Origin of the sequence: Clostridium cibarium (genome assembly GCF_014836335.1) — a bacterium.
GTDB classification, from domain to species: domain Bacteria; phylum Bacillota; class Clostridia; order Clostridiales; family Clostridiaceae; genus Clostridium; species Clostridium cibarium.
On the sequence record NZ_JACSRA010000013.1, the window covers coordinates 66274 to 78967 of the forward strand.

Annotated in this window: 12 protein-coding genes; 3 read left to right on the top strand and 9 right to left on the bottom strand. The window is 29.1% G+C overall.

The features are described 5' to 3' along the window. From H9661_RS09840 to metA, 4 genes are all read right to left on the bottom strand, one after another. Positions 1 to 702 (bottom strand): response regulator transcription factor, encoded by a 702-nt coding sequence (locus H9661_RS09840; RefSeq protein WP_143316184.1) that lies wholly within the window; start codon positions 700 to 702, stop codon positions 1 to 3. A gap of 121 nt (positions 703 to 823) precedes the next feature. Then, positions 824 to 2176, bottom strand: a complete 1353-nt coding sequence (locus H9661_RS09845) for a sodium-dependent transporter (protein WP_143316183.1) — start codon at positions 2174 to 2176, stop codon at positions 824 to 826. 81 nt (positions 2177 to 2257) lie between these two features. Continuing rightward, entirely contained in the window at positions 2258 to 3256 is a 999-nt protein-coding gene (locus H9661_RS09850) for a tyrosine-protein phosphatase (protein WP_143316182.1), read from the bottom strand. A 10-nt stretch (positions 3257 to 3266) separates the two neighbouring features. Beyond that, on the bottom strand, positions 3267 to 4190 hold the full coding sequence (gene metA, locus H9661_RS09855; RefSeq protein ID WP_143316181.1) for a homoserine O-acetyltransferase MetA: 924 nt from the start codon (positions 4188 to 4190) through the stop codon (positions 3267 to 3269). A 237-nt stretch (positions 4191 to 4427) separates the two neighbouring features. On the opposite strand from metA, the gene ade reads away from it, so the two are divergent. After that, the gene (ade, locus tag H9661_RS09860; protein WP_191768545.1) at positions 4428 to 6164 is read left to right on the top strand and encodes an adenine deaminase; all 1737 of its coding nucleotides are present in this window, start codon (positions 4428 to 4430) and stop codon (positions 6162 to 6164) included. 154 nt (positions 6165 to 6318) lie between these two features. Here ade and yidA read toward each other — a convergent pair whose 3' ends face one another. Continuing rightward, entirely contained in the window at positions 6319 to 7128 is an 810-nt protein-coding gene (gene yidA / locus H9661_RS09865; protein ID WP_191768547.1) for a sugar-phosphatase, read from the bottom strand. A 132-nt stretch (positions 7129 to 7260) separates the two neighbouring features. Between yidA and H9661_RS09870 the strand changes: the two genes are divergently transcribed. Continuing rightward, a complete protein-coding gene (locus H9661_RS09870; RefSeq protein WP_191768549.1) occupies positions 7261 to 8178 on the top strand; it encodes a protein-tyrosine phosphatase family protein in 918 nt (305 codons plus the stop codon). A 79-nt stretch (positions 8179 to 8257) separates the two neighbouring features. Further along, positions 8258 to 8881: a sporulation membrane protein YtaF gene (gene ytaF, locus H9661_RS09875; RefSeq protein WP_143316177.1), complete on the top strand. Its 624-nt coding sequence runs from the start codon at positions 8258 to 8260 to the stop codon at positions 8879 to 8881. 76 nt (positions 8882 to 8957) lie between these two features. Here the strand turns inward: ytaF and H9661_RS09880 are convergent, their stop codons facing one another. The 4 genes from H9661_RS09880 to H9661_RS09895 all read right to left on the bottom strand — a co-directional run bounded on the left by H9661_RS09880 (position 8958) and on the right by H9661_RS09895 (position 12674). Continuing rightward, on the bottom strand, positions 8958 to 9095 hold the full coding sequence (locus H9661_RS09880) for a clostri-philic family protein (RefSeq protein ID WP_185966766.1): 138 nt from the start codon (positions 9093 to 9095) through the stop codon (positions 8958 to 8960). A 58-nt stretch (positions 9096 to 9153) separates the two neighbouring features. Beyond that, positions 9154 to 9792, bottom strand: a complete 639-nt coding sequence (locus tag H9661_RS09885; RefSeq protein ID WP_143316176.1) for a peptidylprolyl isomerase — start codon at positions 9790 to 9792, stop codon at positions 9154 to 9156. Between the two features lie 14 nt (positions 9793 to 9806). Then, entirely contained in the window at positions 9807 to 10211 is a 405-nt protein-coding gene (locus H9661_RS09890) for a DUF3785 family protein (protein WP_143316175.1), read from the bottom strand. A gap of 156 nt (positions 10212 to 10367) precedes the next feature. Continuing rightward, positions 10368 to 12674, bottom strand: a complete 2307-nt coding sequence (locus H9661_RS09895) for a hypothetical protein (protein WP_191768551.1) — start codon at positions 12672 to 12674, stop codon at positions 10368 to 10370. Positions 12675 to 12694 lie beyond the last annotated feature (20 nt).

Below are 12694 nucleotides of genomic sequence, written 5' to 3' on the forward strand. Positions count from 1 at the left end.
CTACCTTACCTTCTTTTCAAATTTATATCCTAATCCTCTTACAGTCTTTAGATATACAGGGTTTCTCGAATCCTCTTCTATCTTATCTCTTAATCTACTAATATGAACCATAATAGTATTATCACCACTCAAAAACTCTTCATTCCACACAGTCTCGAATATTTGATTCTTTGTAAGTATTCTTCCTGCATTCTCCATAAGAAATTTTAATATTCCATATTCAATTGATGTTAACTCTATTTCTTCTCCACGTACAATAACTCTTACATTATAAGAATCTAAAGACACGTCACCAATAACAATGGTTGTCCTATTTTCTTCATTAGAACTTAAGTTATACTTTCTTCTTATTTGTGCATTAACTCTAGCAACCACTTCTAATGGATTAAATGGCTTTGTTATATAATCATCTGCACCTAAATCTAATCCTAATATCTTATCTGAATCTTGATTTTTAGCTGATAACATTATAATAGGAATATTATATAAAGCCCTTATTTCTTTCACTACCCTATATCCATCAATCTTAGGCATCATTATATCTAAAATTGCAAGATCTAAATCTCTATTTTCTTTTACTCTTTTTATAGCTTCTTCTCCATTGACTGCTTTAACTAAATCATAGCCTTCCTTTGATAAATATAACTCCAATATTTCCAATATACCCTTTTCATCATCACAAATTAAAATTTTTCCCTTCATAAAAACCTCCTCATAAGTGGAAATATCACTTTTTACTAATTTATTTATAACTCATAAATTAGTTAACTAAAAAAAGTCCAATTATGGACTTTTCTTAATTATACAATATTTAACACCACTTTTAAATAAAAGTTTTTATAAAAACTATAATAATTAGCACAGGAGTAATGTATTTTATATTAAAATACACTGAATCCGCCAACGCCTTATTATTTAAAAGACCGTCATTAGTTAATTCTTTTTTCATATACTCTTTTTTTACAAAGTGTCCACATAAAATCACAAACAACAATCCATTTAGTGGTAGTAACACTTTGCTGGTAAGTACATCAAATAAATCAAATAAGTTATAATTAAATATTTTAAACTCTGCTAAAAGAGCACCTTCACCTACTGATAGTGCCGTCAAAGATCCTATAAACATTATTATAAATAAGTTTATTATTATGGCTTTTCTTCTTGTAAACTTAAATTCTTCTATAAATGTAGCTATTAAAACCTCTATTATTGAAATAGTAGCCATAGTTGCTGCCATCGCTGTAAGCATGAAAAATATAACTAATAATACTTCCCCGCCTGGGACCTTTTCAAAAATTAATGGTAGTGTATTAAATAATAATCCTGGTCCACCTGTAGGTTCTAATCCAAAGGAAAATACTGCTGGAAATATTGCAAGTCCTGCAAGCAACGACACCCCTGTATCTGCAAATGCTAACTTTGTTCCTGTTCCGATAAGGCTGTTATCGCTTGTAAAATAACTACTATATGTAGTCATTGAACCAGTTCCTATGGATAACTTTAAAAACGCTAACCCTAAAGCCGTTAAAACTACCTCAAATGAAATTTTAGAAAAATCAGGTTTTAACAAAAATACAATTCCATCTATAGCTCCACTAAGAGTCAAACTTCTACCTGCACATATTATAAGAAGTATAACAAGTAATGGCATTGCTACTTTAGTTATCTTTTCTATACCACTCTTTACACCAAAAGCCAGTATAATAGAAGCAACTATAACTATTGCTAATTGCCATGCTATAGGCTCTACCATACTTAATGTTGTTGCTCTAAAGATTTCAGCTGTACCTTCTGCTGTTATTCCTCTAAAAGTGCCTATTATAGATTTAAATACATATGAATATACCCAACCACCAACAACTGTATAAAAGAACAATATGGAATATGAAGCTATAATTCCTATAATTCCTACACTTCTAAAAACTCTATTTTCTGTTACAATTTTTGTTGCTCCTAAAAGATTTTTTCTAGTTCCTCTTCCTATGGAAAATTCACTTATTAAAGTAGGTAATCCTATAAAAAATACACAACATAAATAAACTATAATAAATGCTGCGCCACCATTTTCACCTACCATATAAGGAAACATCCATATATTCCCGAGACCTACAGCTGAACTTAATGTTGCAAGAAATGCCGTTAAACTTGAAGAAAATCTTTCTCTCTGCTTTTCCATAAAATCCACTCCATTATCCTTTTTCTTTAGTTTATTTAAGTAATATAAATCTTGCTTACTAGATATAGAATCTTGCACTTATTAATACAATAGCCTATTTTTTAATTCCTTTCGCTTCTTTCTTGTAAGCCCATATTCTTTTTCAAGATAATTATCTATATTACCATATCTATTTCTTATACTTTCGAATGAAGCTTCTAATAACTCTCTTTTTACTTCTAACATATATTTTAAAAGCTTAATTCTATCTTTATTAATTATTCTTTCCTGAATCTTAGAAATTATTTTTTTATTTATTTCTTTTCTATAAAAATTAGTTTTTAAATAATCATCCATAATAGTTTCTTCAGGAACTCCTAATATAGAAAGAATTAGTGCAGCAGCAAAACCAGTTCTATCCTTGCCTGCTGAACAATGAAACACAATCGGCAATCTTTTTTCATTTTCCAAGCAATAGACTAGTTCTCTAAATGCAGGATTATTAAAACACATGGAACTATATCCCTTAACTAAAATTTTCTCTATCTCTTCACTTGCAATATCATTTGAAAATATAGACATCATGTCAAAATCATCTTCAATTTTATCCATAACCGACATTGCTGATAAATTTATATATTCTATTCCCTTAATGGCTATATCAGGGCTCTCCCTTACTTCTCGTAAAGACCTAAAATCTAATATAGTCTTTATATTTAAATTTTTAATATACCTTATATCTGAGGCAGTTAGTGAAGACAATTTATCTGATCTATAAAATGTATTCCATTTTACTCTCCTACCATCTTCACTTTTATATCCTCCTATATCTCTAAAATGATGTATTCCCTCAAATGGTAATAGGATTTCTCCAACTACTTCATGATGGTACCCTTCTGCTCTTAATATAAAAAGATTTCTTCTTTCCACATCAGGATCTGTAATCTTTACTTCATTAACACCATTTACCTTTGTTAAGAAAATTTCAGTATTCCCTACTAAAGCAAAGATACTAACATTGTTAACATTTTCATCTTCCCAAGTTATTTTAAGTTCTTTTTCCGTAAGTCTCAAAATGCGGATTGATTTGAAATACTTCATTAGCTCCCCCTTAGCTATTTTTTATATCTGAAATATTGAAAGGTGTATTTTGATATACACAATAATTTAGCCAATTAGCAAAAACTATATGTGCACTTCCTCTCCATCTCATAGATGGAACTAAATCAGGATTATCGTCTGGAAAATAATTTTTAGGAATATTAATTTCCATACCTTTCTCCTTATCTCTATAATATTCATCCATTAATGTATTTCTGTCATATTCTAGATGTCCAGTTATAAATATTTTTCTATTATCTCTAGTTGCAACTATAAATACACCAGCTTCATCAGATTCAGAAAGTATTTGAAGTTCTTCAACTTTCTCAATATCTTCTCTTCTTACTTCTGTATGTCTTGAATGCGGAGCATAAAAAATATCACTAAGTCCCCTAGTTAATTCTGCTTTTTCGTCATTAACTCTATGTGAAAATACTCCAAATTTCTTTTCATCTAATAAATATTTTGGAATGCCATAATGATAATAGAGCCCTGCTTGTGAAGCCCAACAAATATGTAATGTTGAGAATACATTGCTCCTGCTCCATTCCATAATTTCCTTTAATTCATCCCAATAAGCTACTTCCTCAAATTCTAATCGTTCAACTGGTGCCCCGGTAATAATTAACCCGTCAAACTTTTCATCTCTTATCTCATTAAAATAACTATAAAATTTATCTAAATGCTCTATTGGTGTATTCTGAGAAGTATAACTCTTAGTTTGTACTAGCTTTATTTCCACCTGAAGAGGTGTATTAGATAAATATCTTAATATTTGATTTTCAGCTTGTATTTTTTTTGGCATTAAGTTTAATACAGCTATCTTAAGTGGTCTTATATCTTGAGTATTAGCCCTTTCGTTATTCATAACAAAAATATTTTCATTACTTAATACTTTATATGCCGGTAATTCTGATGGTATTTTTATTGGCATATTAATCGCCCCCTTTATCTTTAATATTAAAGCATAAAATATGATAAATGTTAACAAAAAATTTTTCTTTAATTATTCTATGGATTTTATCATATTCATCTAATTTATCATATCATTATTAAGAAATAATAAAAAAAGCTTGATTATTTTTCATAAAGTTGTATCATAGATTCAATATAATTAATTTCGATCAAACTAAATTTCACACAATATAAGATAACATAGAGGTGGTAAAATATGAAAAAAATTAACTTTACTGAACAAATTAAAGGAGCTTCAAAGGAAATTCCTTGTGATTTAATAATAAAAAATATTTCTATTGTAGATACATTTGGACAAGATCTATTCATAAGTGATGTGGCAATAAAAAATGAATATATAGTTGGTATTGGTAATTATACTGGTAAAAATACAATAGATGGTACTAATAAATATATTTGTCCAGGACTTGTTGATGCTCATGCTCATATAGAATCCTCTCTAACTACTCCTAATGAATATAGCAAAATAGCTTTACTCCATGGAGTAACATCTCTTATTGCTGACCCTCATGAAATCGGAAACGTCCTTGGAATAGAAGGTATTAAGCTTTTAATGGATCTTAGTAAAAACATTCCTTTTGATTTTTACTTTATGCTTCCTTCCTGTGTACCTTCAACACCATTTGAAAATTCTGGAGCTATCCTTAATAATGAAGATTTAATACCTCTATATAATAATAAAAAAGTTCTAGGATTAGGTGAGGTGATGGATTGTGCATCAGTAACAAATTGTAAAGATGATATGATTGCAAAACTTTTATCTTCTATTAAAAGAAATAAAATAATTGACGGTCATGGAGCGGGACTTACCATAGATAATATAAATGCTTATTGTACTGCAAATATTAGAACTGATCATGAATGTTCTAATGCTAATGAAGCTATTGAAAAACTCAGAAGAGGAATGTATATATTCCTTAGAGAAGGTACAGTTGCTAAAAATTTAAAGGAGTTAATTTCCATAGCATCTATTAAAAATAGTAGGAGACTTTGCTTCTGTACTGATGATAAGCATATAGATGATTTAATTGCAACAGGAACTATAGATTCCTCAATTAGGTTAGCCATAGAATTTGGTCTTAATCCTTCTACTGCCATTCAAATGGCAACCATTAACCCTTGTGAATGTTATGGACTTAGAAACACGGGTGCAATTGCCCCTGGATATAAAGCTGATTTTATTATTTTAGATGACTTAAATAGCTTTAAAATTAGTGAAGTTTATAAGGATGGTAAACTTGTAGTTTCCAATAATACAATTGTTTATAAAGAAACTTCAAAAATAGATTTAACTAATTTTAAAAACACAATAAAACTACCGAAGTTAAACGAATCATCATTTAAAATTGATATAGAAAATAAAAACTTTTTAAATATTATAGAAATAAATAAAAACAAACTAGAAAGTAACCATCTAAAAATTAAAATATCTGAATTAAAAATGGGATCTGAATTTGTATCATCTACAAAACAAGATTATTTAAAAGTAGCTGTCATTGAAAGACATAATAATACTGGCAATATAGGTCTTGGTGTATTAAAAGGTCTTAACCTCAAAAAAGGGGCAATTGCTACTACCATAGCTCATGATTCCCATAACTTAATCGTTTGTGGAACAAATGATAGTGACATGCTTATGGCATCAAAAAATCTTAAGGATATCGGTGGCGGAATAGTAATTGTAAGTAATGGTAAAGTGCTCTCATCCGTTCAATTAGAAATAGCAGGATTAATAACTGCTCGTCCTTTTAATGAACTACTAGATGATCTAACTTCACTTTATATATCACTAAAAGAAGTATCCCCAAATATAGATTTTAATCCTTTCTTGACACTATCATTTTTATCATTACCAGTAATTCCAGATATCAAAATTACTGATAAAGGACTTTTTAACGTTTTAAATTTTGAATTTATACCTGTTGCAGAATAATTTATTAATACAAAGCTCTACTAACATTGTTCTGTTTCTTCTTAGCTATACAGATGTTATTATCTGAGAACTTCTAATATTTTACCAAAAAATGACTATCACTCCTCATAGTGATAGTCATTTTAATTACTATTTAACAAGCATAAACTTTTTATTAATCATTTAATATAAACTTCTCGACTACTTCTAAAACTCCATCTTCAGTATTCTTCCCAGTTATATAATCAGCAATTTCTTTAACCTTTTCCGTTGCATTTCCCATAGCTACACCAAGACCAGCAAACTCTATCATATCTAAATCATTTCCTGCATCCCCTACTGCTATTATTTCTTTACTAGGAATATCTAAATAGTCTGCCAATGCTTTTAATCCAACACCTTTTCCTGATTCTTTATTTATTATTTCTAAAAAATATGGTGTACTCTTAACTACATTATATCTTTCATATATTTCACTTGGTAATGATGCAATGGCCTTATCTAAAATTTCAGGTTCATCTATAAACATTATTTTAACTATATGCTCATCTTCTTCAATAGTGTTAAAATCACATACTCTTATATCTATATCATTAATATTTGCTTCAACTTCTGTATACTTACTTACTTTAGGAGTTATTAGTCCTCTGGTAGGCGAGAATGCATGTATATTTATACCTAATTGTCTGCTTAATTCATATGCATAATGAAGATCTTTTCCTGTAAGTCCTACCTCACAGATTATTTCTTCTCCCTTTGTCTTTTGTACTAAACATCCATTATAACTAAGTACAAATTCATTGTCTTCAACTAATTCTAATTCATTTAAATATCTCTTTAATCCATCTACTGGTCTTCCAGAAGCTAAAACTACCTTAACTCCCTTTTTTCTTGCTTCTATTAGAGCATTTTTTGTTTTATCTGTTATTACCTTTTCATCATTTAATAATGTTCCATCCATATCTAATGCAATGATTTTGTACATAAAACTCATCCTCCGTTTTTTATTCTTAATCTATGTTAATAATTATAACATAAAAGAAACTTATATTTTACATATTTATTTACACACTTCCACATACTATAACGTAAGATATATTTTAGGAGTGATCTTTTTATGAAACACAAATTTAAACTATTTTTTGCCTTTATACTATCATTTTTTTTAATATTATTTTTAAATTTAGACAAACCTAAAAGTGCTTCTTATACAAAATCTGAATCCACACCAAATCTTTCCTTAGATTTTGAAAATAAGGATACTCTCCCTCTTAATTTTAGAAAAACTTCTGACTTAAGCAAGTTAAAAGATAAAAATCTAGAACTTGTTGGTCTTGATACCTTAAATATATCTGGAAGTGCTCAATTTACATCACTTTCATTATTAAGACTTAAAGAAAATTTAAATACGCCACCACCTGTCATAATTATAGATCTAAGGCAAGAATCTCACGGCTTCATTAATGGCAATGCTGTAAGTTATTATGATACAATCTGTAATGAAGGCTTATGCTTAAATGATATAAACCAAAAAGAAAATCAACTTTTATCTAATGTTACATTTGGAGAATCAATATCTCTTAGTGATGGAAAACATTCTCTAACCCCTACTTTGGTAGAAAATGAAGAAAAATTAATTAGACCAAATAACTTAAAGTATTTTAGAATTCCAGTTAAGGAAGGAGAAAGACCTACTGATGAAATGGTAGATAGATTTGTAAAATATACAAGTACTCTAAAAAAAGATACTTGGCTCCATTTTCATTGTAAGCTGGGAGATGAAAGAACTACCATGTTTATGATTATGTATGATATTATGAAAAATTCAAATAACACTGAATTGAATAATATTATAGAGAGACAAGAAGTTTTAGGAGATATTACCCTTCCTAAAAATGACTCTAAAATAGAGTTTCTAAAAAACTTTTACCAATATAATAGAGATAATCATGATAATTTAAAAACAACTTGGTGTGAATGGATAAAACAAAATAATATAGAAACTTATACAGCACAAAATGAACTTCCTAACTAAATTAGGGAGTTTATTTTGTAACTAAACTATTTATGACTCATACTATATTATTAACTAGAACTTTGTCGAGGTATGAGTTATGATTGAATCACTTTTACTAGTATTATCAGTATGTATAGATGCATTTGTTGCTAGTATTGCCTATGGTACAAATAAAATAGAAATACCAATTCTCTCATCTATAATTATCAGTAGTATTGGCTCATTATTTCTTGGTGTATCCATTTTTGCTGGGGGTTTTATTAAAGATTTTTTGCCTGGAAGCTTACCGACCCTATTAAGTTTCTCCATACTGATGATTTTAGGTATATATAGATTATTTGAAGGTTTATTTAAAAATTATATCCAGCAAAAAAATGCCTTAGACAAGCCTCTTAAATTCAAAATATTTGATATTAATTTTGTATTACAAGTATATGCAGATGAAACTAAGGCAGATTTTGATAAATCAAAGATCTTAACTGCTAAAGAATCATTATATTTAGCATCTGCCCTTTCTTTTGATAGCTTGGCTGTAGGTTTTGGAAGCAGTTTAGCTGGCGGGGGATATATTAGAACAATTATTCTTTGCTTTATAATTGGTATTATTATCGTACTACTTGGAGTTTTTATTGGTAAAAAACTACTAGAAAAATCTAATATTAACCTTTCTTGGCTCTCTGGAGTAATACTTATGATTCTTGCCATAAATAAACTTTTCTAAGTCATATTTTACACTTAACTAAAAAAACTGTCTTGTATTTAGACAGTTTTTTAGTTCTTATTAAGTTCAAAATAATCTAATAAATAGGTTCCCCATTATGGTTTTCATATTGTGGAGGATTCTTCTCATCCCCAACATTATCTTGATCCCTATGTAGCTTTTGTCTTCTCACGCCTTTTTGCATTCCATTGTTAGGCTGTTTACTTTTAGTCATACACTATCCCTCCTCATAAATATTATGGCTCTTAATAATATTATTTATGAGTGTACAACTACATCTTTTCTGGATCTTTATAATCTACTCCATTGGTATCAACCTTAATTGATTCAATCACTACCTCTTTTACAGGTTTATCGTTGTTTCCTGTTTGAACAGATTCAACTTTATGTACTACATCCATACCTTCTATAACCTTTCCAAATGCAGCATAATCGCCATCTAAATGGCTAGCTTCTTTAGTCATAATAAAAAATTGACTTCCAGCACTATCTTTTTGACTACTTCTAGCCATGGATAACACACCTTCTGTATGTTTTAACGTATTTTGCTTAAATCCATTGTTTGGAAACTCGCCCTTAATTGTATAATCAGGTCCTCCACTTCCATTTCCCTTAGGATCTCCACCTTGAATCATAAAATCCTTAATAACTCTATGAAATGTCAATCCATTATAAAAATTACTATTGGCAAGATAAATAAAATTATTAACTGTATTTGGTGCATACTCTGGATATAATTCCGCCTTAACCTTACCATAATCTTTGATAGTTATAGTTGCTACAGGTAATTTATTTTCTGTACTATCTTTTCCACTACTTTCTGATTTGTTACTACTAGTTCCACAACCTACTAAAAACATGCAACTTGCAAGAATTGTTGCTAATGTAAGTTTAAAAAACTTTCCCCCCATGATACTACATCTCCTTATACTTCAAATTCTTCTATTTCTATTTCAAAATAGCCACATTCGGCACAAATAATTATGCTTACTATATAACTATTATTGACCTTTCCTACCTTTTCTAATCTTGCATAACTCTCTCCTTCTTCTGTTTGAAAGCTATTAGAAACTACAACGCCATCTTTTGTATAAAGATAAAAGTGATATTCATAAAACTCATATGCTTTGCTTTTTCCTTGTTTTTCTGATTTACAATTTACACAAGAATAATTATAGTAAGCTTTTTCAAAATCCAATTTCTTTCCTTTTAATATCTCTAATATATAGTCTTCATCAATATCCTTAATAGGATTTTCTTCATCATTTAAGAAATCACCAAAATGTTCCTTATCTAAAGAATATTCTTTGCTATCAGCTAAAAATCTCATGAAAATTTCTCCTTTTTCCTTTAGTTATACTTTATATTATACCAAATTTTTCAACTTTGTTGCAATTTATATCTACTTATTTTCTCAAATAAACACCTCACTTAGAATACGATTCCTTATTAGCATATCCTAAAGCGAAGTGTGTCATAAATTACATTAAAATAAATTTGGTGGTTCTGCACTTATTATAGTAAACAATTGATTGCCCTTAAATGTTTTTTCTTCCAGACCTTCAACTACTCTTGAATATATTGCAGTATTAATATATTTATCGCCTTCCTCAGAATCTTTAGGAACTCTAACCATATACTTTAATAATACAATATCTCCACGCTGCCAACTATCTGGCATGTTATTTATAATTAACTTCTTAATTGACTTACCATCTGATTGTACTTCATCAATACAAGGTACAGTTAATTTATCTATATATTCTCCCTTCCTATATATATACAAATTAGCATCTTGTCCAATAAAATTCAATTTGGAATCTAAAATCAATTCTAACTTAACATCTTTTGCATAAACATTTGCATAGGTTAATATTGTTGCATTTGTTCCACTAGCTATATTAGTATCATCGCTCTTAATAATTATACTATCTCCACTTGTACCATTATCTAGTCCATGATATCTTGGTGTTGCTGGATCTATAACTCTTATATGTGGATCACTTATTAAATGTTTTACCGGATTACCTTGAACATCATTATAATGAACATAACTTCCGTTTTTCTTAAAATTTAAATCATCTCCAATTTCTTTGGGATAAACATCAAAATTAACTTGAAGTTTTTCTTTGCTTGCACCATCTTCAAGTAATACATACTCTCCTTTATCATTTTTCACATACCAATATGGCTTATATACATCATTCTCATCTCGTACAGAAACTAACTTAATGTTATCCATATTTTTTTCTATAATCCTATCTGATATAGGCTTTCCTGATGTTTTACCAAAGCTGTCTCCTAAATCAAATGTTAAGGTAAAGTTTTTAAACTCATATGCTTTCGGCTTTCCTTTAACAATGCTTTTAGCAACAAAATCCATTAAAAAATTATGCGATTCATTTATATACTTTTCATTTCTATAAAAATCACCTTCTAATCCCCCTATACTTTTATGAAATCTCTCCACACTTAAATCATCCTTGGAAGTTTCTCTTGGGTTCATTTGAAGTGTATAAACATTGTAATTATAGCCTCTTATTTCTTTAACTTGCTCTTCTGTTATTTGATAAGGTTTAGTCTTATCTTCAGGGTAATTAAGGTTTCCTGATACTATTAAAACTACATTTTTAATAGTTGGCTTTAACCCTTTTGCTAAATCTCTTCTATCCTTTTCATCGAATATTTCTTTTACTTTTTTAAATCCTTCTACTATCTTTTTTCCATTCCCGCCGTTCCAGGTTAATCCATTACACTCTGGGTCTGAAAACATACCACTGCATCCCTTCAAAGTTCTATCATTATATTGAGTATAATAATCTGTCAAATAAGAAGCTAATTCCTTTTCTACTTCATCATCCTGTCTTCCTGGAATCTTATCCTCATTACGCAAGTTATCCGGAACAGTTTTATAACCTACAACACTGTCAGAAAAAGATACTATTCCAAATTTATCTTTTCCTATTCTAAGATTATTTTGACCCGACAATTTATTCCACAACTCATTTTTAATTACAGATTGATTTTCGCCGCCGCTATTAGAATTTGAATTATCAACCAAAATTATTGTATCTGTGCCCCCATCAATTATATTTGGATAACTAAAATTTTCTGCATTTATTTCATAAGTTACATTAACTTTTTCATTTAGAATACTTGGATTAGGTTTTGCATTTTTACATGTGGCTGATATAGCGGGTATAACATTATTTGAAGATTCTCCTGCTACATTAACGTTTATACTGCTTGTCTGACTTAGTTCTTTAAAATATATCTTCCGATTATTACAAGTAATAAAAGAATTTTTCAATAAACTATCATCAATAATTACATTTAACTCCTTTCCATCAGCATCTTTAGGAAGCTTATTTACTTGAAAGTACAAACAAAATTCGATGGTAGTTTTCTTAAAATATCCATCTATAATTTTCTGAGTATAGTCATTTATCTTTTCACTTTTACCTTCTAAATAAATTATAGTACCTGGCGCTAAGTTATCTAAATTTACATTTCTATCTGATACTACGTTCTTATTACTTAAAAAGAACTCCATATCACTAAAACTCACTTCCTCTTCATCGGTTTTAAAAGAAGATATATCAATTTTACACTTTACTGGGATTTCTTTACCTGGACTATAATTTCCTTTTGCTGATGCCACTACGTCAAATAAAGGTTCCCTTATATCTCCGCTTCCCTCTTTAGCAAAAACATAGTATCCAATTGCTGATATAAACATGGTAAATATAAAAACACTTAAGGTAACTAAACCCACCCTATTTTTTCTTTCCATTTCTCTCCCCCATCTATTAG

Excerpts from the sequence above, each read along its gene's own strand:
- H9661_RS09840 (WP_143316184.1), bottom strand. The coding sequence starts at position 702 with ATGAAGGGAAAAATTTTAATTTGTGATGATGAAAAGGGTATATTGGAA.
- H9661_RS09845 (WP_143316183.1), bottom strand. The coding sequence starts at position 2,176 with ATGGAAAAGCAGAGAGAAAGATTTTCTTCAAGTTTAACGGCATTTCTT.
- H9661_RS09850 (WP_143316182.1), bottom strand. The coding sequence starts at position 3,256 with ATGAAGTATTTCAAATCAATCCGCATTTTGAGACTTACGGAAAAAGAA.
- metA (WP_143316181.1), bottom strand. The coding sequence starts at position 4,190 with ATGCCAATAAAAATACCATCAGAATTACCGGCATATAAAGTATTAAGT.
- ade (WP_191768545.1), top strand. The coding sequence starts at position 4,428 with ATGAAAAAAATTAACTTTACTGAACAAATTAAAGGAGCTTCAAAGGAA.
- yidA (WP_191768547.1), bottom strand. The coding sequence starts at position 7,128 with ATGTACAAAATCATTGCATTAGATATGGATGGAACATTATTAAATGAT.
- H9661_RS09870 (WP_191768549.1), top strand. The coding sequence starts at position 7,261 with ATGAAACACAAATTTAAACTATTTTTTGCCTTTATACTATCATTTTTT.
- ytaF (WP_143316177.1), top strand. The coding sequence starts at position 8,258 with ATGATTGAATCACTTTTACTAGTATTATCAGTATGTATAGATGCATTT.
- H9661_RS09880 (WP_185966766.1), bottom strand. The coding sequence starts at position 9,095 with ATGACTAAAAGTAAACAGCCTAACAATGGAATGCAAAAAGGCGTGAGA.
- H9661_RS09885 (WP_143316176.1), bottom strand. The coding sequence starts at position 9,792 with ATGGGGGGAAAGTTTTTTAAACTTACATTAGCAACAATTCTTGCAAGT.
- H9661_RS09890 (WP_143316175.1), bottom strand. The coding sequence starts at position 10,211 with ATGAGATTTTTAGCTGATAGCAAAGAATATTCTTTAGATAAGGAACAT.
- H9661_RS09895 (WP_191768551.1), bottom strand. The coding sequence starts at position 12,674 with ATGGAAAGAAAAAATAGGGTGGGTTTAGTTACCTTAAGTGTTTTTATA.